The sequence below is a fragment of the Thermoanaerobacter kivui genome (assembly GCF_000763575.1).
Classification (GTDB): Bacteria; Bacillota; Thermoanaerobacteria; order Thermoanaerobacterales; family Thermoanaerobacteraceae; genus Thermoanaerobacter; species Thermoanaerobacter kivui.
This window is the reverse complement of record NZ_CP009170.1, coordinates 2,160,538-2,183,076: the sequence shown is the minus strand read 5'-3', so window position 1 is coordinate 2,183,076 and position 22,539 is coordinate 2,160,538. Positions and strand designations below refer to the sequence as shown.

20 protein-coding genes and 1 pseudogene are annotated in these 22,539 nt (G+C 34.3%); 19 read left to right on the top strand and 2 right to left on the bottom strand.

What is annotated here, in order from left to right; genetic code table 11:
• Positions 1-19: 19 nt before the first annotated feature.
• The 14 genes from TKV_RS11135 to TKV_RS11070 all read left to right on the top strand — a co-directional run bounded on the left by TKV_RS11135 (position 20) and on the right by TKV_RS11070 (position 16,066).
• Positions 20-217, top strand: coding sequence for a small, acid-soluble spore protein, alpha/beta type (locus TKV_RS11135; protein ID WP_003867630.1), 198 nt, complete (start codon positions 20-22; stop codon positions 215-217).
• A gap of 129 nt (positions 218-346) precedes the next feature.
• Positions 347-1,426, top strand: coding sequence for a D-alanine--D-alanine ligase family protein (locus TKV_RS11130; protein ID WP_049685983.1), 1,080 nt, complete (start codon positions 347-349; stop codon positions 1,424-1,426).
• A gap of 29 nt (positions 1,427-1,455) precedes the next feature.
• Positions 1,456-1,878 carry a DUF1934 domain-containing protein gene (locus tag TKV_RS11125; protein ID WP_049685982.1) on the top strand — a complete coding sequence of 141 codons (423 nt, stop codon included), beginning with the start codon at positions 1,456-1,458 and terminating at the stop codon, positions 1,876-1,878.
• A gap of 1 nt (position 1,879) precedes the next feature.
• Complete coding sequence (gene argS / locus TKV_RS11120; RefSeq protein ID WP_049685981.1) at positions 1,880-3,568, top strand: arginine--tRNA ligase; 1,689 nt, start codon at positions 1,880-1,882, stop codon at positions 3,566-3,568.
• A 56-nt stretch (positions 3,569-3,624) separates the two neighbouring features.
• Positions 3,625-4,269 (top strand): MBL fold metallo-hydrolase, encoded by a 645-nt coding sequence (locus TKV_RS11115; protein ID WP_049685980.1) that lies wholly within the window; start codon positions 3,625-3,627, stop codon positions 4,267-4,269.
• A 695-nt stretch (positions 4,270-4,964) separates the two neighbouring features.
• Entirely contained in the window at positions 4,965-6,422 is a 1,458-nt protein-coding gene (locus TKV_RS11110) for a TolB-like translocation protein (protein ID WP_049685979.1), read from the top strand.
• A gap of 145 nt (positions 6,423-6,567) precedes the next feature.
• The gene (locus tag TKV_RS11105) at positions 6,568-7,503 is read left to right on the top strand and encodes an ABC transporter ATP-binding protein (RefSeq protein WP_012268916.1); all 936 of its coding nucleotides are present in this window, start codon (positions 6,568-6,570) and stop codon (positions 7,501-7,503) included.
• Positions 7,504-7,513: 10 nt separating this feature from the next.
• Positions 7,514-8,629 (top strand): ABC transporter permease, encoded by a 1,116-nt coding sequence (locus TKV_RS11100; RefSeq protein WP_049685978.1) that lies wholly within the window; start codon positions 7,514-7,516, stop codon positions 8,627-8,629.
• A complete protein-coding gene (locus TKV_RS11095; RefSeq protein WP_019908105.1) occupies positions 8,630-9,769 on the top strand; it encodes an ABC transporter permease in 1,140 nt (379 codons plus the stop codon).
• Positions 9,770-9,839: 70 nt separating this feature from the next.
• Entirely contained in the window at positions 9,840-10,631 is a 792-nt protein-coding gene (locus tag TKV_RS11090; RefSeq protein ID WP_049685977.1) for an REP-associated tyrosine transposase, read from the top strand.
• A 482-nt stretch (positions 10,632-11,113) separates the two neighbouring features.
• Positions 11,114-12,382, top strand: coding sequence for an MFS transporter (locus tag TKV_RS11085; protein ID WP_049685976.1), 1,269 nt, complete (start codon positions 11,114-11,116; stop codon positions 12,380-12,382).
• A 160-nt stretch (positions 12,383-12,542) separates the two neighbouring features.
• A complete protein-coding gene (locus TKV_RS11080) occupies positions 12,543-13,217 on the top strand; it encodes a beta/alpha barrel domain-containing protein (protein ID WP_049685975.1) in 675 nt (224 codons plus the stop codon).
• A 155-nt stretch (positions 13,218-13,372) separates the two neighbouring features.
• Entirely contained in the window at positions 13,373-14,506 is a 1,134-nt protein-coding gene (locus TKV_RS11075) for an aldo/keto reductase (protein WP_049686292.1), read from the top strand.
• 276 nt (positions 14,507-14,782) lie between these two features.
• On the top strand, positions 14,783-16,066 hold the full coding sequence (locus tag TKV_RS11070) for an SH3 domain-containing protein (protein ID WP_049685974.1): 1,284 nt from the start codon (positions 14,783-14,785) through the stop codon (positions 16,064-16,066).
• Positions 16,067-16,277: 211 nt separating this feature from the next.
• Here the strand turns inward: TKV_RS11070 and TKV_RS14210 are convergent, their stop codons facing one another.
• Together TKV_RS14210 and TKV_RS14205 are read right to left on the bottom strand one after the other, a co-directional pair.
• Positions 16,278-16,442 carry a hypothetical protein gene (locus TKV_RS14210; RefSeq protein ID WP_158506613.1) on the bottom strand — a complete coding sequence of 55 codons (165 nt, stop codon included), beginning with the start codon at positions 16,440-16,442 and terminating at the stop codon, positions 16,278-16,280.
• 132 nt (positions 16,443-16,574) lie between these two features.
• A pseudogene (locus tag TKV_RS14205) lies at positions 16,575-16,943 on the bottom strand (bifunctional acetaldehyde-CoA/alcohol dehydrogenase); the annotation flags it as partial.
• Positions 16,944-17,014: 71 nt separating this feature from the next.
• Between TKV_RS14205 and TKV_RS11050 the strand changes: the two are divergent.
• The 5 genes from TKV_RS11050 (at position 17,015) to TKV_RS11030 (ending at position 22,501) form a co-directional block, all read left to right on the top strand.
• The gene (locus tag TKV_RS11050; protein WP_049685970.1) at positions 17,015-17,485 is read left to right on the top strand and encodes a methylated-DNA--[protein]-cysteine S-methyltransferase; all 471 of its coding nucleotides are present in this window, start codon (positions 17,015-17,017) and stop codon (positions 17,483-17,485) included.
• 6 nt (positions 17,486-17,491) lie between these two features.
• On the top strand, positions 17,492-17,686 hold the full coding sequence (locus TKV_RS11045; RefSeq protein WP_049685969.1) for a nucleotidyltransferase domain-containing protein: 195 nt from the start codon (positions 17,492-17,494) through the stop codon (positions 17,684-17,686).
• 155 nt (positions 17,687-17,841) lie between these two features.
• A complete protein-coding gene (locus tag TKV_RS11040) occupies positions 17,842-18,285 on the top strand; it encodes a MarR family winged helix-turn-helix transcriptional regulator (RefSeq protein WP_049685968.1) in 444 nt (147 codons plus the stop codon).
• 110 nt (positions 18,286-18,395) lie between these two features.
• Complete coding sequence (locus TKV_RS11035) at positions 18,396-20,621, top strand: ABC transporter ATP-binding protein (RefSeq protein WP_049685967.1); 2,226 nt, start codon at positions 18,396-18,398, stop codon at positions 20,619-20,621.
• The gene (locus TKV_RS11030) at positions 20,618-22,501 is read left to right on the top strand and encodes an ABC transporter ATP-binding protein (protein ID WP_049685966.1); all 1,884 of its coding nucleotides are present in this window, start codon (positions 20,618-20,620) and stop codon (positions 22,499-22,501) included. The genes TKV_RS11035 and TKV_RS11030 overlap by 4 nt, the downstream gene beginning before the upstream one ends.
• Positions 22,502-22,539: the final 38 nt, after the last annotated feature.

Sequence of the window (22,539 nt, the reverse complement as noted above, 5' to 3'; positions counted from 1 at the left end):
AAAGAAGGAGGGGATAAAAATGGGTAGACGCAGAGGCTTGATGTCCGACCAGCTTAAATATGAGTTGGCTAAAGAACTCGGCGTTTACGACACAGTAATGAAGGAAGGTTGGGGAAGTGTTTCTTCTAGAAATTGCGGTAATCTTGTAAAACTTGCAATCGAAAAAGCAGAAAAAATGCTTGTAGAAAATTATAACAACGGAAATACCACCTTCTAAATGCCCACCAAGCCGGGGAAGAAACATCTTCCTCGGCTTTAGATTTATAAAATAAATTTTTTCTTGAATACATATTCTTAAAAGAGTAGAATAAAGATAATGTAAGAAAATGAGTAGGAGTGTGAAAGCATGGGGAAAGTAAGAGTAGCGGTTTTATTTGGAGGACAATCAGGAGAGCATGAGGTTTCTTTGATGTCTGCAAAATCAATTATAAACAATCTCGATAAAGATAAGTACGAAATTTATATGGTAGGTATTACTAAAAAAGGTGAATGGTATCTATACAAAGGAGATGTAGAAAAAGTAGAAACTGGAGAATGGGAAAAAGAAGGGATTCCGGCGATTATGGGAGCTTCTACAAAGTATAGAGGCATAATAACTTTCGAAGATAGGAAAAATGATTTTTATCCAATAGACGTGGTATTCCCTGTTTTACATGGTCCCAATGGAGAAGATGGTACTATACAAGGGCTTTTAGAACTTTTAGAGATGCCTTATGTAGGTGCTAACGTCCTTTCTTCTGCTTTATGTATGGATAAAGTCTTCACAAAAAGAATTTTTAAAGAAGCGGGACTGCCTACGCCTGATTTTGTAGTAGTTTATAGAAATGAAATTGAGGATTTGGAAGCTATTAAAAAGAAAATTGAACACTTAGGATATCCTTGTTTTGTAAAACCTGCTAATTTGGGGTCGAGTGTTGGCATTACCAAAGTCCACAATGAGGAAGAACTTACTGGGGCCTTGAAATTAGCTGCGAAATATGATAGAAAATTATTAATAGAAAGAGGAATAGATGCCCGGGAGATTGAATGTTCTGTGTTAGGCAATGAAAATCCGCAAGCCTCTATTGCAGGAGAAATTGTTCCTTCTAATGAATTCTATGATTATAATGCTAAATATTTTGATGGGGGTAAATCTCTTCTCTTAATACCTGCACCACTTCCTGATAAAAAAATGGAAGAAGTAAGGCAGTTGGCTATAAAGGCGTACAAAGCATTGGATTTAAGGGGTATGGCGCGAGTAGACTTTTTGATGGATAGAAACACAGGTATCCTTTATCTAAATGAAGTTAATACCATTCCTGGGTTTACGAAAATAAGCATGTATCCTAAATTATGGGAGGCAAGTGGAAAGCCTTATTCTGTGTTGCTGGATGACCTCATAAATTTGGCATTGCAGGCTTATAATGAAAAGTGCAGCGAATGGTAACAAAAATAAGGGATAAAGGGGAGAGGTAATTGAAAAAAGCGATTATATCTGTTAAAGGTACTCAGAGAAATACTCAAAATGAGTCTGATACAATAGAGCTTGTGACAGAAGGCAATTTTTACATTAAAGGCAATGCTTTTTACGTGGTTTATGAAGAAACCGAATTATCAGGGATGAATGGAACGACTACCACTTTGAAGATAACTGATGATAAAGTCACTCTTATACGTTTTGGCACTAATAAATCGAAGATGGTTTTTGAGAAAAACAAAAGATATGAATCAGATTATTATACCCCTTACGGAAGAATTTTTTTAGGAATACTACCAACGGACTTAAAAGTAGATATGTCAGAAGTTGGTGGTGAGGTTACTATAAAATATGCCCTTGACTTTAACAACAAGACCGTCAGTAATAATGAACTATACTTAAAAGTTCGGGAGGTAAACTGATTTGGAAAACATTGTACAAAAGGTAAAAGATGAAATAAAAAATGTGGTGATAAATGCTATAGAGAACTCAATAAAAGAGGGTTTAATAGCTGTAAATGACATTCCAGAAATAGAAATAGAAGAACCAAAGGAAAGGCAGCATGGTGACCTTGCAATAAACACAGCGATGGTGATGGCAAAGCAGGCTAAAATGCCTCCTAAAAAAATTGCAGAAATTATTGTTTCAAAAATGGACACTTCAAATACTTTTATAGAAAGAATTGAAGTGGCAGGACCTGGCTTTATCAATTTCTTTTTGAAGGATAAATTTTTGGAAGAAACTTTAAAGCTCGTTTATGAACGAGGAAAAGATTATGGACGTGTAAATATAGGAAATGGCAAGAAAGTGCAAGTGGAATTTGTATCGGCAAATCCGACGGGTCCTATGCATATGGGAAATGCAAGAGGCGGCGCTTTGGGAGATGCGTTGGCTTCCGTCCTTCAGTATGCAGGATATAATGTGACTAGGGAATTTTATATAAACGATGCAGGAAATCAGATTGAAAAGTTTGGATATTCCCTTGAGGCGAGATACCTTCAATTATTGGGAATACCTGCTGAAGTGCCTGAAGGTGGCTATCACGGAGAGGACATAATAGATAGAGCAAGAGAGTTTTTGGAAATTTACGGAGATAAGTATAAAGATGTGCCATCAGAAGAGAGAAGAAGGGCACTCATAGAATATGGACTTAAGAAAAATTTAGAGAAAATAAAAGAGGATTTAGAACTCTACGGGATAGAATATGACGTGTGGTTTTCTGAACAATCTCTTTATGACAGCGGAGAAGTATATAAAGTAATTGAAGAGCTTAAGCAAAAAGGGTATACTTATGAAAAAGACGGGGCTTTGTGGTTTAAAATGACATTATTTGGTGCGGAAAAAGACGATGTATTAGTTAGGTCTAATGGATTTCCTACCTATTTGGCTTCTGACATAGCCTATCACAAAAATAAATTTATAACTCGCGGATTTGATTGGGTTATAAATGTTTGGGGTGCGGATCACCATGGCCATGTTGCTCCTATGAAAGGAGCGATGCAGGCACTTGGCATAGACCCTGATAGGCTTGATGTTGTTTTAATGCAGCTTGTGAAACTCATAGAGGGCGGTCAAGTTGTTAAAATGTCCAAAAGGACAGGCAGAATGGTGACACTACGAGATCTGATAGATGAAGTAGGAAAAGATGCAGCAAGATTCTTTTTCAACATGAGGTCTGCAGACAGCCCGATTGATTTTGACCTTGACTTGGCTAAAGAGCAATCGAATGAAAATCCAGTATTTTATGTCCAGTATGCCCATGCGAGGATTTGCTCAATTATTAGACAGTTAGAAGAAACTGGAGTAAAGATAGATAATATAGATGAAGTAGATTTAAGCCTTTTAAAAGAAGAAGAGGAAAAAGAATTAATTAAAAAATTGGCATATTTCCCAGAAGAAATTACCATTGCTGCAAAGACATTGGCACCTCATAGGATTACGAGATATGTACTTGATGTAGCATCGCTTTTCCATTCTTTTTACAACAGTCACAGAGTAAAAGGCGTAGAAGAAGATTTGATGAAAGCAAGGTTTGTGCTCATATTAGCAGTAAAGACTGTCATAAAGAACGCTTTAGATATATTAAAAATAACTGCACCAGAGAGAATGTAAAAGGCGGTTTTTCCGCCTTTATTTTGTGGTATAATATGGTTAGGAGGTGTTAATTTATGAATATAAAATGGTTGGGACATGCCTGTTTTAAGTTGACATCCGAGAAGGGTACGGTCATTGTCACAGACCCTTTTGATGAATCAGTTGGGTACCCTATGCCAAATGTGAAGGCAGACATTGTGACATCTTCTCATTCCCATTTTGACCACAATTATTTTAAGGCGGTAAAGGGAAACTTTGATATTGTTGACACAGTAGGAGAACATAATATAAAAGGTATCAACATAAAAGGTGTAAATACATTTCACGATGACGAGCATGGTGCAAAAAGAGGCAAAAATATAGTTTTTGTCTTTGATATTGATGGAATCAGAGTCTGTCACATGGGAGATTTGGGACATGTTTTAACAGAAAAGCAAGTTGAAGAAATAGGACCAGTTGATGTTCTACTCATTCCTGTTGGAGGCTATTATACAATTGATGCAAAACAAGCGGTAGAAGTGATGAACCAGTTAAAGCCTAAAATAACTATACCAATGCACTATAAAACGGAGTTTATTAATTTCCCTATTGATACTGTGGATAACTTTTTGGAAATGACAGGTGGCAAAAAGATTTTATCCACAGAAATAGGTATTACTAAGAAAGATCTAGAAGGTGAGCCAAAAGTAATTGCTTTAAATTATCAATATTCTGTATAATTCAAAATGAAGTACAGTTCCTTTGTTTTCACTAAGAGCTTTAGCTTAAACCAAAAAAGTGGGTATCTCATTCCTTTTTAAATTTTTTTAAAAACAAATGAATATAAAAAGACAAAAAGGGCAATATAATAGTGTAAGGTTCGTAATGGTCGAGCCAAGGTCATCACAGGACGCAAGTTCTGTGATGACCGGCCAAAGATTGGTATTCGATCGAAAGGTCGGATGCTAGTCGGCGGGCAGATTATAATATGTCCATGTAAAGCCTAAATTTTCAGGCTAAAAAAGGATGTATTATAGTCGAGCTAAGACTATTATGGGTTCCGCAGGTCGAAGTACGTCATGTACTTAGACTGGAGGTCTTATGCAAAGTGCATAAGGTTTCTAAGGTATCTATAATAGTCGAGCATAGGTCAGTATGGGTTTTGCAATACCTTGCCTTTTAAGTGAGGTATGAAGAGATTTGTACTGGCTGAAGCGAAGACCATTACGAGCCTTACTTTTTTATTGGCATAACACAGACAAAGGGGACGGTTCCTTTTGTCTGAAAATCAAAATAAACGGACAAGAGGAACCGTCCCCTTTGTCTGTCCCCTTTGTCTGAATTTTTAAAAATAGATGATGTGGAAATTTTTGTTTTATTATGATATAATCGTTTTAAAAAGGAGGGAAAAATTATAAGATTAGAGGGATAGTAAATGAGAAAATTATTTTTATTTCTTACTATGGTGATGTTCTTTTTAACTTCCTGTGATGTAGTAAAGCTTAAAGAATCATCCACAACTAGGAAAGAACCACCTATAAGGCTGGTATTTTCACTTCCTAATTCAAGCGAAGATTTTGATAATACCCTTTATACCGTCCTTTTGTACGACAGCAATTCTAACAAAATAGCAAGTGAATTTTTAAAAAATAAACGCATTGGATATTATAAATTATCACCAAGACAAGACAAAATTGTTGTGGGAATCCATTACGATGCTGCTTCATTTGAATACTATGTGATAAACATTGATGGCAGCGCTCCAGAAAGACTTACTCTTCCTGTAAGAGATGGAATATATCCAGTGTGGAGTAATGATGGGGAGTATATCTATGGTATTTCACCGGATTCTTTAAATGCTAAAAGTGGGTATATATTTTCTTATGATGTAAATAAAGGAACATTTGAGAAGTATCCTTTAGAAGGTGAAATAAATTCTTGCGGCAAAATCAAACCATATTTTAACAATAAAGGGGTGCTGTTTATTTGTGATAACAAAATAAACTATCTAAATTTTGAAAACAAGGTCGTAAAGCCGGTTTACAGTTTTAACGGAAGTGTAACGTATGGGAGTTTAGATAAAAGTAGAACTATATTTGTGCTAAACGATGAGAAAAACTGCTTAGATGTTTTGGATGGAAATAACTTCAAAATAATAAAAACGTACAAAAACATTTTAAAATACAAATTTTATTCGCTTGACAGTATGGCATTTCCGGATGGTGAACATGTTATATTCAAGATTTATAAATATGACGATAAAGGTAATTTTATAGAGGCTCCTATAGTAAGTGTTGATTTAAATGGAAATGTGAGGGAATTAAAGGAAAGCGATAATTTGGAATGGAATTCAGTGAAATTTATTTCTGAAAGGAAGCTGGCTGGCGTTAGTCGAGCTGAGAAAGTACTCTTTTATGATTTAAATAGCTTTCAAGATATGCCCTATATGGAAACGGTACTTTGCCGCAATAATGAGATTGGGTATTTAAAAAAACTCAAGATTGCTCTGCCAAATGGGTGGAAGGAGAAATTTACAGGCGGAAATGAAGTTTATATCTTAAATTCAAAGGATGAAATTAACGGTGGTATATATGTTATAAGTTATTACAAAGACCAATATTTTGGAGGTTTTCTTCTAAATCACAGCGAACTTTTAAAAAAAGAAGATATAAAAACTCCTATCGGAGAAGGAAAAATTGCCGTTTTGAGGAGAAGCCCTCCTGCTGCTTCCAATGACCCTACAACATATATTGAGATTTTTGGAATTATTCCAATTGCAGACAATGATTTAGCTTACTGCATATGGCTTGGACCATTAAAGGATGATGTAAAAACTATAAATGAGGCTGTAAGAATAATGGAATACATGATGAAAAATTTAAATACAATGTGACTTTAGTCATGAGGAAATGGTGACTTTGTATACTACAAAACTTTCACCATTTCCTTTATTATATTCCTAGAAAACCAAATCAATTTCAGACAAAGGGGACGGTTCCTTTCGTCTGAAAATTTATTTTGAAAGGAGAGGGTGTTGCATGAAGATAGTTAAAATGAAGGAGGTAATAAAAAGGTTTGGTGATGTTATAGCTTTAGACAATGTAAATTTAGAAATAGAAGAAGGAGAAATTTACGGTCTATTGGGTCCTAATGGGGCAGGGAAGACGACAGCTATAAGCATAATCTGCGGACTGATAAGTTTTGACAGGGGTGAAGTCTATGTTTTTGACAAAGACATACGTAAAGATGCTGAATTTATAAAGAAAAATATAGGTATTGTTCCTCAGGATGTTGCTATTTATGGAGATTTAACGGCCTATGAAAATGTAAAGTTTTTTGCAAGTCTTTATGGACTTAGGGGAAAAGAGCTAAAAGAAAGTGTAGAGATGGCATTAGAGTTTGTAGGTCTTTCAGATAAAGCGAAAGAAGTACCAAATAAATTTTCAGGTGGTATGAAAAGAAGGCTAAATATTGCCTGTGCCATTGCCCATAGACCTAAATTAATAATAATGGATGAACCTACAGTAGGTATAGACCCTCAATCGAGGAATCACATTTTGGAATCTGTTAAAAAGTTAAATGAAATGGGTAGTACAATTATTTACACAAGTCACTATATGGAGGAAGTAGAGGCTATCTGCACGCGGATTTCTATAATGGACCATGGCAAGGTTATAGCTGAAGGAACAAAGGAAGAACTCACTTCAATGGTTACAGATGTGAATACAGTTTATATTGAAATTGGCTCAATTGATGGAATAAAAGAGGAGGAATTGAAAGGAATAAAGGGTGTAAAAGCTGTTGAGATAAGAGATAGCACGATAAAGATAACAAGTTTAAAAGATGTGAGCAATTTTGATGATATAATCCACTATTTTATTTCAAAAAACATACCAATACGTAACCTAAGAAACGAAATTCCCGATTTGGAGACAGTTTTTCTTACCCTGACAGGAAGAAAATTGAGAGATTAGAGGTGAGAATATGAGAATCTTTACCATAATGCTCAAAGAAATAAAAGAAATCCTTTATGACAAGCAAGTAATGGCACTCATGATACTATTGCCAATAGTTCTTATTGGAATTTTAGGTTTTGCGTTTTCGTCAACATCAGATATAAAATTAGGGGATATAAAAGTTATATATACAGATGAAGGAGATACAATACTTTCACAGGGTTTTGATATTTTCATTAAAGAAACTGATAAAATGGGAGTAAAATTTGTAGAAATAAAAGATGTCAACAAAGGAATAAGTGAAATAGAAAAACGCAAATACGATGGTTATGTTTTTTTAAAAGGTAAAGATATAACTTTTTATAAGAATGCACATGGAGATATAAAAACGGAGATTGCAGCAAGTATGATTGACTCTTTTGCTGATACTTTTAAAGGAATGACAGCTATAGCTTCACAAAATCCTGCCTTTCTTAAAAATAGCGGCGATATAAATTTAAATAGAGAATTTATAAAAATAACCTCTATTGACAGAAAAGTTAAACAAACATCATTCGATTATTATTCTGTTACAATGCTTACTTTAATAATTTTATACGGTGCTATGAGTGGTGTATTTTCAATAGATATGGAAAGGACAAAAAAGACAGGGCGCAGAATATTAGCTTCTCCTATTAAGAAATATGAAATATTTATGGGGAAGGTGTTAGGGGTAACTTTTTCTGTTTTTATACAGGCCTTGATTATTGTTCTTTTTAGCAAATACATCTTCGGAGCTAATTGGGGAAAGGATATTGTAACAGTTTTTGTGATTATAATTAGTGAGATAATTTTTGTGGTGGGCTTGGGAGTGAGTTTGGGGTTTATTATAAAAAATGGAGCAATGGCACAAGGTTTACTAAACGGTATAATTCCTTTTATAGCCTTCTTAGGTGGTTCTTATATTCCTGTAAAAGAAATGGGAAGTCAATTTATTGAGAAACTTTCAAATTTTTCTCCAATTACATGGACAAATACAGCCATATTTAATGTGATATTGGGAGGCAATTATCAATATGTACCTACAGCCCTCATGGTAAATTTAATTCCTGCAGCTTTTTTCATAGTGTTGTCAGCTTACTTATTCAGAAGGGAGGCTTTTTAAGTGAGAGAGCTATTTTTGGTTATGAAGAATACAGTAAAGTTGTTTTTTAGAAGGAAAGGGAATATTATTTTATTGATTTCTGGTATTATAATTCCACTTTTCTTTTTGCTTTTTACCTATGGTGGCAGCGGGCAACTTAGAATAGGTGTTGTAAATAGAGATAAAAGTCAGATTTCAACAGATTTAATTAATTCATTGGAAAAAACGGATAAATTCAAGGTTGTTTTTCTGAAAGAAAATGAGATAAATGATAAAGTATCGAAAGGAGAAGTTGACAGCGCTATAGTGATTCCTCAAAGATTTGAAGAAGAAATTTTGAAGGGAAATCCAAAGGATGTAGAGATTGTATCAATAAAAGGGGAAGAAACCAGCTTATTTTTGAAAAGTTATCTTGACCGCAAGATAAATGTTCTTTACAATTTAAGCAAGGCATCTGAAGGAAATAAAGAAAATTTTTATAAGATGTACGACCTTTATAAGAACAGTCCTTTTAGCTTGAAAACATATATTGTTGAAGATATAGGGAAGATGGCAGTGGCAACAACAAGAAGTTTAGGATTTTTTATAATGTTTTTGATGTTTAGCACTTTTAATATTTCTAATTTTGTACTTGTGGAGAAGAGAGATAAAACTTTTTACAGAATTTTTGCTTCTCCTTTAAAGCCAAGAACTTATTTAGTGAGCAATTTCTTTGTAAATTTAATTTTGACAGTTTTTCAAATAGCTTTTATACTTGCGTTGATTACCTTTATATTAAACTTAGGCTTCACAAAAGCGACATTTGATGTTTTTTTAGTACTGGTTTCTTTTGGAATAACATCTATTGGTTTAAGTTCAATGATAGTTGCTTTTTCACCCTCTACAAGTTATTCTAATACCTTGTCTACTTTAATTATTACACCTACTTGTATGTTAGGGGGAGCTTTCTGGCCATTATATTTAATGCCAAAATCATTTCAAAAGCTTTCTGATTTTATACCACAGAAATGGGCAATAGACGCTATAGAAAAAATTCAAATGGGTGGTAGTTTAAGCGATGTTTATATGAATATAATCATACTGTTGGCTTTTGCATTAACCTTTATCCTGTTAGGAATATATAAAATTAAAACTTCTGAAAAAATGGGAGATTTTATCTAATTTATATGTTATAATCAGACAAGGGGGACGGTTCCTTTTGTCTGAATTATTATTTTGGGAGTGGATATAAATGCCTAGAAAGTCAAGAGTTAAAAGCAAGAGTGGATATTATCATGTGATGTTGCGGGGAAATGAAAAGAAAAATATATTTAACAATGATGATGATAAAAAGCGCTTTATAGAAATATTGGCAGAGAAAAAGCTAGACGGGAAGTTTTATTTAACTGCTTTTTGTCTAATGAGTAACCATGTTCATTTGATGATCAAGGAAGGCAATGAAGATTTATCAGGTTCTATTAAGAGGATTGCAGGAACTTATGCTTCTTATTTTAATAAAAAATACGATAGGACAGGGCATTTATTTCAGGATAGGTTTAGAAGTGAGCCAGTTGAAGATGAGAGTTACGTTATAGCATTAGTAAGATACATTCATCAAAATCCGGTAAAAGCGGGACTAGTGAAAAAAGTTTCTGATTATAAGTGGAGCAGTTATAGCTGTTATCTTAGCGATAATGATGAAATGTGTCAAATTGTAGATACAGACTTGATTTTAGGTATTTTCTCTGATGATAAAAAGAAAGCTATAGAACAGTTTAAGAAATATATGGAGCAGACAGAAGGCACTGAAGTTTTTATCGACATTGAAGAAGAAAAAATGAGTACGGAAGAAGCCAAAGAGTTATTTAAAGAAATGGCGATGGAATTTGGGATTAAAGATATAGAAAATCTGGAAATTAAAAAACGTAAAGAATGGCATGACTTAATAAAAAAATACAGAGAAAAAACCGGACTTTCAATTAGAGATATTGCTTATATTGCTGGGGTGAGTAGGTATAGTATACATAAGATTTTGAAAGAATAAGGCAAAGCTTGACTATATAGGCTGATTAAATTTAAAAGATCAGATGAGAGGAACCGTCCCCTTTGTCTGCTTTGTCTGCAGACTTAATTTTGGGGATTTTCTCAAAAGACAAGGAAAAGGCACTCAAATTGCTCTTTACTTTTCCCGCAATAGAGAATTTGACTGATTGCAATTTGCAGTTATTAGGAGTATAATGAAAATGAAAGAAAAAGTAAAAAGGTGATATTTTATGGAAGACAAAAGTGTTGAAGTAAAAAAGTGCTTTACATAAAATGAGTGTTGATGAAGTAATTCGCAATTTAAAAGTTGAAGTTAACAACGGTAATGGTAGTAATTGGTTTGTCTGTTTTGCTTTCCTTTGGAATCAATGACTTTGTGAAATACCTTTTTTAAGAAGACATGGATAACTTTTGAGTATTTCTAAAGCCGCCTTTTAAAGCGGCTTTTTTGGAGGATATATACGGGAGGAAAGGAGAACAGATATGTCGTTCATCGCCCAGGTTAAATTTTTGCCCAAAGAAGTAAAACGTTTTATAGCAACTGAAGCCTTATTGGGTATAGGAATGGGGATTTTTGGTTTAGTATTAAATTTGCATTTGCTTGCTTTAAACGTTTCTCCTGAACAAATAGGAGCTCTTAATTCTGTAGGAACTTTAGTGATGGGGGCAGCTGCTATTCCAGCAGGTTTTTTTGCTAATTATATTGGGAGAAAACGAATTTTTATATCAGGAATAACTCTTACAGGGATAGGATATGGGCTTTTTGGATTAGGGGAATCTATAGGAGTTTTTTATTTGGCACAGATTATACAATTTATAGGAATTTCCTTTTTGATTACAACAGAAATACAGCTTTTATTTTCATATGCTGAGACAAATGAATTGGAAACTGTAAGTTATAGCCTTTTATTTGCTGTTTTTACTCTATTTAGTGGAGTAGGTACGCTTTTGGGAGGCTTTATACCCAATTGGTTTCCATATGGTAATACAAAATATCAAAGTTCTGTGTATATATCAGCCGTATTAATTTTAGTGGCGGCTTTATTAAGAGGGATTTTGTTGCCATGCGTAAACAATAGTTTTGATAAAGGTAAGAGTAAGTTGTTATTGTCAAATATTAGAATTTACCAAGTTTTTGATAAAAAAATTCTTTTAATTATTTTTTATCTTTTTTTGGCGGGTATGGCTTTTTCTACGATAATTCCTTTCCAAAACGTGATTGTGAAATTTCGGATGGGTTGGAGCGATGAATATGTCTCCTATTTGCTTACAATAAATGGGCTAATTTTGTTTTTTGCTTCTATGATAATGCCATGGATAATAAATAAATTTGGAACCATTAAAGCTTATTACTATGTATATGGGATGAATTTATTGTTTGCACTTATATTAGCTTTTAATGTTCCGGTAGTTGTGTTTTCCCCTGTGTTTTTGTTGAGAAGTGGAAGTTTTACTCTTTTAAATAACATGATAGAGAGTCAAACAATGTCTGTAGTAACTGAAGAAAAACGGGATTTCTTTGCCGGCATGAGGTCTCTTTTAAGAAGCGTAGGATCAGCAATAGCCAGCTATTTAGCTGGCTATATATTAGAAAGTAAAAATTATACATTTCCTTTTTTAATTACTTTTATAATACTTCTTGCAAGCCTTTTGTATTTTGTGATGTTTATTAAACCTATTTTTGCTCATAGGTTAACTGACGACAAATTTTCTTTTGAAGAAGAAATTCAAAAGGATGTGGAAGGCATGTAGCTATAAAATAATTTTAATAGTGTTTTCTTGCTTTGTATGGACTTTATACGGTAAGAAGTGGATCTTTGAAAAATATGGAATTAATTCTTAAAAGGTATTGATTTATAAACAATTATTGGTATAATATTTTTATAAAATAAGAGCAAAAGATGGTGATAAAATGCCTGATAATTTTGTTCCCGAGATAACTTCACCTTTAAGGCAAAAAATGGTTTTAGTTCCTGAAGTTATTCATCAAAAAGCTTCGGGAATAAAGGTCTATGGTAAATTAATAAAATCCCTTGTTTTTACAACAGATATTGCTTTGATTAGAAATACTAATGCTCATGCTGTTTTAGCAGTATATCCGTTTACTCCTCAGCCAGTTATTACTCACGCTCTTATGATGGCAGCGGATATACCGGTATTTTGCGGGGTGGGTGGAGGACTTACACAAGGAAAGAGAGTTGTTAACTTGGCTCTTGACGCGGAATTTTCTGGAGCAATGGGAGTTGTTGTAAATGCTCCTACTGCCAATGATATAATCAAAAAAATTAGAGCGACAATAGATATACCTATTGTTGTAACTATAGTGTCGGAGAAAGAGGACATAAAAGGGAGAGTAGAAGCTGGCGCTACAATACTTAACATATCTGGTGCACAAAAGACACCTGATTTAGTAAAACGTGTAAAAGATATTTGTCCCGACATACCCATTATTGCAACAGGAGGTCCTACTGAGGAAACCATTTTAAAGACGATAGAAGCAGGCGCTAATGCTATATCCTATACTCCTCCTACAAATGCAGAGATTTTCTCAGAGATAATGGACAAATACAGAAAAGAAAGGGAATAACTAAAAGGGCTTTTTGGCCCTTTTATAAATTTGTCAATAAAATATGTGTTACGATAAAATGGTAATTAGCATTATGACAATGAAAACGCATTTTTGTTTGTGGAGGCATGTGTGATATAATAAATTAAAACACTTTATAAATGGGAGAGGGTGCTATGCAATACAGACAATTTGGCAAACTAAATGTACCAGTATCTGCTTTAGGATTTGGTTTAATGAGGCTTCCTGTAATTGATAATGACAACAATAAAATAGATGAGGCTGAAGCGATAAAGATGATAAGGTATGCCATTGACAATGGCGTGAATTATATTGATACAGCATGGCCGTATCATGGAGGTAACAGCGAAATAGTTGCAGGTAAAGCTTTAAAAGACGGCTACAGAGAAAAAACTTTTCTTGCTACGAAACTTCCCACCTGGCTAATCAACGAGAAAGAAGATATGGACAAATATTTAAATGAACAGCTTAAAAAACTTCAGACAGACCACATAGATTTTTATCTTTTACATGCTTTAGATAAAAATAAATGGGAGAACATGAAAAAAGTTGATGCTTTAAGCTGGGCTGAAAAGAAAAAACAAGAAGGGAAGATAAGATACATAGGGTTTTCCTTCCATGATGAGTATCCTGTATTCCAAGAGATTGTAGATTATTATGACAAATGGGATTTCTGTCAAATACAGTACAACTATATGGACATAGATGTGCAGGCTGGAGAGAAGGGATTAAAATATGCTGCTTCAAAAGGCTTAGGTGTTGTAATAATGGAGCCTATAAGAGGAGGAAGGCTTGCCAACCCTCCAAAAGCAGTGCAAGACATTTGGGATACTGCAAAGGTTAAGCGTACCCCTGCAGAGTGGGCACTTCAATGGTTATGGAATCAGCCGGAGGTTTCGGTTGTGTTAAGTGGCATGAGCACGTTTGAGCAACTAAAAGAAAATATTGAAAGCGCAAAAAGGTCAGGAATAAATACCTTAACAAAAGAAGAACTTGAGATTGTGAGTAAAGTTAGAAACAAATACAAAGAGCTTTCACCAATTGCCTGTACAGGGTGTAACTACTGCATGCCTTGTCCAAATGGTGTAAATATACCAAGGAACTTTGAACTTTACAACGAAGCTCATATGTATAACACCTATGAAGCTAACCGCAGGGATTACGAAAACTTGGGAGATGCAAAAGCGAGTTCCTGCATTGAATGTGGTACCTGTGAGAGTGTATGTCCACAACATCTTACAATAATTGATTATCTTAAAGAAGTTGCAGATTATTTTGAAAGAGCATAACGAAAAAGGAGAAGGAGTTTTACATTTCGCTCCTTCTCCTTTTTATGTAATACCATGATGAAAAGCAGTTAAAAATATTGTTATTCCAAGAAGAAGACATATCAGACTTAGTATTAAAATGATGACTAAATAAAATTTTTTCTCCATTTAGTATACCGCCCCTTTTAAAAACATATCTCTATAGTATAGACGAAAAACTTCGCTTTTAGTTTCATTTTTTTAAAATTTTTCTATAATAGGCGTGTATAAATTTGCATATATGAGAGGAGAGTTTGTATGTTTGAGGTTATTGAAGATATGTTAAGTCCAGAATATTGGATTAGGAAAATAGACAATGCCGACAAAGTTATTATGACACCACAAGAGATTGAAAACTTTAACAGAAAGATAATAAATAAGGTAGGTATGGTATGTGACATTGAGACATATAAAGAGAGTTTAAAAAAAGATGAGCTTATTAAGTTAACCAAAAGTTATGAGATACCCAAAAAGCCTATGTACAATAGGTACGGCAACCTCATAGAAGAAGACTTTTATGACGATGTAATAGAAAATACAAATTTAGAAAAAATTGAAGATGTAAATCCAGTTAAATACGGTATAGCAATTCGAAATACTTCTATTAGAAGTTTTCCCACGGAGGAAGCTGTTTTTGACAAGCAGGGAGATATTGAATTTGACAGGTTTCAAGAGACGGGATGTCAAGCTTTTGAACCTTTAGTTATTTTACATAAAAGTAAAGATAAGAAGTGGTATTTTGTGCAAATGTATAATTACAGTGGATGGATTAAAGCTGAAGATATTGCAGTTGCGAAAAACAAAAAAGAGTTATTTGACTATATAAACTCACTAAGTTTTTTATTGGTCACAGGAAACTATATAAAGACTCAAAGCAATCCCTTTGACAAAAATGTTTCTAAATTGGAATTTACAATGGGGACGAAAATATATCTAGAAGAAGGAAATGTTTTACATCAAGTTGGCAATCAATCAGTTATTGGACATTATCTTATAAAACTGCCTATTAGAAATGAAGAAAGGAATCTTGAGTTTAGATATGCTCTAATTTCAAAGAAAGAAGATGTAAATGTTGGATATCTTCCCTATACAAGAGAAAACATTTTGAAGCAGGCTTTTAAACTTGTAGGGGATAGATACGGTTGGGGAGATAGCTTTGAAGGAAGAGATTGTTCCAGTTATGTAATGTATGTTTTTAAAACATTTGGTATTAGACTTCCCAGGAATGCTGATGAACAAGAAATGAGTGCAGGTAAATCCTATAAATTTACTGAGGGCATGTCAATTGAGGAGAGGATAAAAGTATTTGACAATGTAAAGCCAGGGGCTTTGGTATACATGCCGGGACACACTATGATTTATATTGGAAAAGAAAAAGATATTTCATACATAATCCATGACTTTCATGGATATGGGGAGAAAAGAGAAGACAAGTATGTGTTTGTCCCTGTAAATGAGGTCATGGTAACTTCCGTTCTTTTGCCGACAGCCTCGGGCATACCTTTTGTAGAAAAATTTACTTCTGTTTTGGAAATAGAATAAATCTCTCAAAGTTTCATCCTGAGCCGAAGCCTTCCTCTTCTATGTCATTCTGAGCCGGAGCGCAAGCCGAAGCGTAGCGGAGCCCTGAGGGGAACCGAAGGGGCTGAAGAATCTCAGACCCTAAAGGAATACCCTTTCCTTGAGATTCTTCGCCGTGCTTTGCACTCCTCAGAATGACAGGGAGGGAGGTATTCTCCACTTGTTTTTTAACTTATTCTCCATAAGCTTTTCTGTAAATATTTGCAATTTCTGAAACCAATGGCATTCTTGGGTTTGAGCCAGTGCACTGGTCTGTATAGTCTGACGACATGACGGATACATACGCTTCAATGGCGTGTGTTAAAGATCCATACCTGTGTCTTATAAATGTCCCCAATAGCTCCTTGGGAAGCTGGTGCATTGACTATAATTCTTCCTGCACGGACTCTTTTTGCAAATTCATTAATAATCTCTTGGTTTTCAGAATGTATTACTGCAGAGTGACCAAGTCCGCCGAACTCTGTCATTTTTTTAATGCTGCTTCGTACATGGTCTTTGCTGCTTCTATACTGCATTTTAATGCTTTTGGGTGAAAGCTAAAAATTATTGGATTTCTTGTTTTGATAGCAATTAAGCTTTTGAACATTGTTGTAGAAGTAGGGTTTGTAACGGGTGTTACGCCGGCTATAACTCCTACAGGTTCTGCCACTTCCATATAATTTTCTTCTAAGTTTTCACTAAGGATGCCGACAGTCTTTTTGTCTTTTATATAATTGTACACATATTCTACTGCAAAAAGATTTTTCGTTATTTTGTCTTCATAAACACCCATTTTTGTTTCTTCATGGGCTAATTTTGCCAATTCCATATGTTTTTCTACACCTGCAAGAGCCATGGCATTATTTTTTATCCTTTAATATTGTGTTATAATTAATTTACCAGTTTTTAAAGTTTTAAGGAGAGGATATTGTGCTCTACAAAAAATTTGTGTCACCTATTGGTGTGCTTACAATCTTTTCGTCGGGTAAAGGTATATGTCGCATTGACTTTGAAAATGAAGAATCTGTATTAGAGGAATTTGAAGAAGGTAGTAAGTTTTATATTGAAGAGTGTATACGTCAACTTGACCTATATTTTAGAAAGAAATTAAAAAAATTTGATTTAAAGCTGGATGTATATGGCACAGAGTTTCAAAAAGCGGTGTGGAATGAGGTTTTTAATATTCCCTATGGAGTAGTTAGGACATATGGGCAAATTGCTAAATTAATTGGCAAACCAAATGCACAAAGAGCAGTTGGGCAAGCCCTTAATAAAAATCCTATTCCCATTGTAATTCCCTGTCATAGAGTTATCGGGAGCAACGGAAGCTTGACAGGCTTTGGCGGGGGAATTGAAATAAAAAAATTTTTATTAAGACATGAAGGAGTAGAGGTTCATTAAAAATTCATGTTTCATGGTATAATAAGGGTAGAAAGTAAGGTGATGAGGATGGATTATTTAAAAATTTTAAAGGAGTTTTTTAAAAATAAGGACAATATAGTTATGGCTTTTTTATTTGGTTCTGTTGCTGTGTTTAATATATATAGACTTAGACAAGAAAGAAGGGAGATTAATTTATATAAAATGGTAGCTGTATCCTAAAACCGCCGTAAAAATTTGAGCGGTTTTTTTATTTTATTTTTTTGAAAAGCTTTAAGAAATCTTGACATGATATTATGAGAAGAGTAAAATATATTTTGCGTCCAAAATATTTGCATACAAAATATTTTAATACGAAATAATTTGCGGTGGTGAAGATGGAAGAGATAAACAATGGATTAAAGATACTTAAGCTTTTAAAACAAATAATGGATATTATAAAGCATTCTATGAAATATGAGTGTAAAGATTTTGATATTACGGGTCCTCAAGGAATGCTTATGGGCATTTTAGCTCATTACGGTGAAATGAAAGTAAGTGACTTAAGTCAGAGATTAGGGCTTTCCAATAGCACTGTTTCTGGCATTATTGACAGATTAGAAAAGCAAGGCTTGGTAGAGAGGACGAGAAGCACTGAAGATAGAAGAGTTGTTTATGTCAGTGTGACTCCTAAGTTTAAAGATACTTTTCAAAAACATTTCAAAGAAGCTGAAGAGAAGTTTGAAAAATTAATAAGTAGAGCAAGCCCACAAGACCTTAATAAAATAATTGAAGGATTAGAAGCACTGAAAAAAATATTGGAAAAACAACATGATTTATAGTGAGGAAGTATAACAAAATTAAGTAAATAAGTTGAGGAAGTAGAAATTTAAAAAGAAGTAGTTCTCACAAAAGAAATCGAGGCAAATTTTTAGGAGGAGAAGGTGTTGGTATGGTAAAACTGGCGAAATATTTAAAACCCTATATTCTGTTGATTTTTTTAGCAGTGTTCTTTATATTTGTTCAAGCAATGAGTGATTTGTCATTGCCTGACTATATGTCCAAGATAGTTAACAATGGAATACAGCAAGGTGGCATAGTAAATGCAGTGCCTGAGGCTATAAGGAAAAGCGAAATGGATAAACTTTTGCTATTTGTTACACCTGAAGAAAAGGAAGAGATTTTAAAAGATTATACATTAGTAGACAAATCCAGTCCTGATTATGATAAATATGTAAAAAAATATCCTATTCTTTCAAAAGAGCCTGTATATGTCCTTAAAAGCGTAGATAAATCAGAAATTGACAAAATAAATTTACCTATGGGGAAAGCCTTTTTAGCTGTTACAGGTGTGGAAAAAGCTAAAACCAGTGCAAAAAACGGAAGTATAGAATTTAATGGAAAGAAAATACCGGCAAATGTAGACCTCTTTGCTATGATGTCTCAATTGCCAGAAGAGCAACTTATGCAAATAAGAGATGAAATGAACAAAAAGTTTGCTTCTTTAGGTGACAATATGGTTATACAAGCTGCAACAATGGCTGTAAAAGAAGAATACAAGGCAATTGGCATAAATACAGACAAAATTCAAACTGATTACATTCTTCATACTGGCCTTATAATGCTATTGATAACTGGACTGAGTGCATTAAGCACTATTATGGTAGCATTTTTTGCATCAAAAGTGGCAGCTGGAGTAGCGAGAGATTTGAGAAGAGATTTATTTGCAAGAGTAGAGAGCTTCTCTAATGCTGAATTTGACAAATTTTCTACGGCTTCTTTGATAACAAGAACTACAAATGATATTACACAAATACAAATGCTTCTTGTAATTATGATAAGAATGGTGTTTTATGCGCCTATAATGGGTATAGGTGGTGTATTTAGAGCACTTAGCAAAAGTGTTTCAATGTCTTGGATTATAGCTTTAGCAGTAATAGTACTTTTAGGTATAATATCAGTATTGTACTCCATTGCGATGCCCAAGTTTATGCTAATGCAAAAATTGATTGATAGATTAAACTTAGTTACTCGTGAAAATTTGTCAGGAATAATGGTGGTAAGAGCTTTTAATAATCAAAAATTTGAAGAAGAGCGCTTTGACAAAGCTAATCAAGATATTACAAAAGTAGGGCTTTTTGTAAATCGTGCTATGGCATTTATATTTCCATGTATGATGCTTGTGATGAATGGAATTACTCTTTTGATAGTATGGGTAGGAGCTCACCAAATCCAAAATTCCAGCATGCAAGTTGGAGACATGATGGCATTTATGCAATACGCTATACAGATTATCTTTGCATTTTTGATGTTCTCAATGCTGTTTATAATGATACCAAGAGCATCAGTATCGGCAGAGCGTATTGCTGAGGTTTTGGCTACAGAGCCTTCTATAAGAGACCCAGAAAATCCAAAACAATTTAATGAAAATATGGCTGGAACTGTAGAATTTAGGAATGTATCTTTTAAATATCCAGGTGCTGAAGAATACGCTTTAAAGGATATAAATTTCGAGATTTTGCCAGGGCAGACAGTAGGCATAATAGGAAGAACAGGTTCTGGAAAGAGTACCTTAGTGAATTTGATCTTAAGATTTTACGATGTGACAGAAGGACAGGTTTTGGTTGATGGTGTAGATGTAAGAGAGGTAAAACAGGAAGACCTGCGTCGCAGAATAGGATATGTACCCCAAAAAAGCTGGCTTTTCAGCGGTACAATTAAATCAAATTTGAAATACGGAAATGACCAGGCTACGGACGAGGAAGTAAAAGAAGCAGCAGAAATTGCACAAGCAATGGAATTTATAAATGAAAAGACCAAGAAATTTGATTCAGAGATTGCACAAGGAGGAACAAACGTTTCAGGAGGGCAAAAGCAGAGGCTTTCCATTGCTCGTGCTCTTGTTAAAAAGCCTGAAATATACATTTTTGATGAAAGTTTTTCAGCTCTTGACTTTAAAACAGAGTCAGTTTTAAGGAAAGCCTTAAGAGAAAGGTTAAAATCAAGCACTGTTATAATGGTGTCACAAAGGGTGTCAACTCTTTTACATGCAGACCAAATAATAGTGCTTGAAGAAGGTAAAATTGTGGGCATAGGAAAACACAAAGAACTATTTAAAAACTGTCAAACTTACAGAGAAATAGCTTTATCACAGCTGTCGGAGGAGGAATTGGCATGAGTGAAAATAGAAGAATAGACCCCAAACAGATACCCAGACTTCGCGGGCCAGGAATGGGAGGCGGTCCCCATGGCATGGTTCGCGGTGGAGAAAAAGCGCGAGATTTTAAAGGCACAATGAAAAAGTTGATAAAATATTTATCAGCTTATAAAATTTCTATAATAAGTGTATTTATATTAGCAGCTCTTAGTGCTTCCTTCTCCATTGCGGGTCCTAAAATACTCAGTAAAGCCATAACCAAAATTTTTGAAGGTGTAATGAATAAAATAACAGGGCAAGGCAGTGGCATAGACTTTGAATATGTAGGAAAGATAATTCTAATTCTCATAGGCTTATATGGTTTAAGTGCTTTATTCGGATACCTGCAAGGATGGATAATGTCTGGGGTTGCGATGAAAGTTACCTATAGATTTAGAAAAGAAATTTCTGAAAAAATTAACCGCCTGCCTTTGAAATATTTTGAAAGCACAAATCAAGGGGAAATATTGTCACGTATTACAAATGACGTGGATACAATTACTCAGACTCTCAATCAAAGCTTGACTCAGATAATTACTTCTGTGACGACAGTAGTAGGCGTTTTGATTATGATGTTTACCATAAACTGGCTTATGACTTTAGTGGCGCTTTTGATAATTCCTTTGTCTTCTTTGGTAATTGCCTTTATTGTCAAACATTCACAAATGTATTTTAGAGAGCAGCAGGATTATTTAGGGCATGTAAATGGTCATGTGGAGGAAGTATATGGAGGCCATAATATAGTAAAGGCTTTTAATGGAGAGAAAAAGAGCATTGAAAAGTTTGATGTATTAAATAACACTTTGTATGGAGCAGCTTGGAAGTCACAGTTTTTGACAGGTATTATGATGCCACTTATGAATGTAATAGGAAACTTGGGTTATGTGGCGGTTACAGTTTTGGGTAGTTGGTTGGTCATAAAAAATGCAATAGAAGTGGGGGATATTCAGGCGTTTATACAGTACATCCGATCTTTTACACAGCCTATTGCCCAGATTGCAAATATTTCCAATATACTGCAACAAACTGCTGCCTGTGCAGAAAGAGTATTTGAGTTTTTGGAGGAAGAAGAGGAAGTTTCAGATAATCCACAGCCTGTAAAAGTTGAAGATATAAAAGGCAATGTTGAATTTAGAAATGTTCGTTTTGGATATAGACCTGATAAAATGGTGATAAATAACTTTTCTGCTTCTATTAAGGCAGGACAAAAAGTTGCAATTGTCGGTCCTACTGGAGCAGGAAAGACTACTATAGTGAAACTTTTAATGCGCTTTTACGATGTGAATGAAGGAGCTATTTTGATTGACGGGCATGATATAAGAGATTTTACGAGAGAAGATTTGCGTTCACTTTTTGGCATGGTGCTTCAGGATACTTGGCTTTACAATGGTACTATTATGGACAATATAAGATATGGCCGTCTCGATGCTACTGATGAGGAAGTTATAAAAGCTGCTAAGGCAGCTCATGTTGACAGTTTTGTAAAGACATTGCCAGGGGGCTATAACATGGTATTAAATGAAGAGACCACAAATATTTCTCAAGGGCAAAAGCAGTTACTAACTATAGCAAGAGCTATTTTGAAAGATCCCAAAATTCTCATACTCGATGAGGCTACAAGCTCTGTAGATACCCTTACAGAAATACAAATACAAAAAGCGATGGATTACCTTATGAAAGGACGCACAAGCTTTATAATCGCTCATAGGCTTTCTACGATAAGGGATGCTGACTTGATACTTGTCATGAACCATGGAGATATTATAGAGCAAGGTACCCACGAAGAGCTTCTTGCCAAAGGCGGTTTTTATGCAAGTCTCTATAACAGTCAGTTTGAAAAAGAGGAAGAGATGGCAAGTTAATAGCATTTAATAATCATTATTGACATATGCAGCAAAAA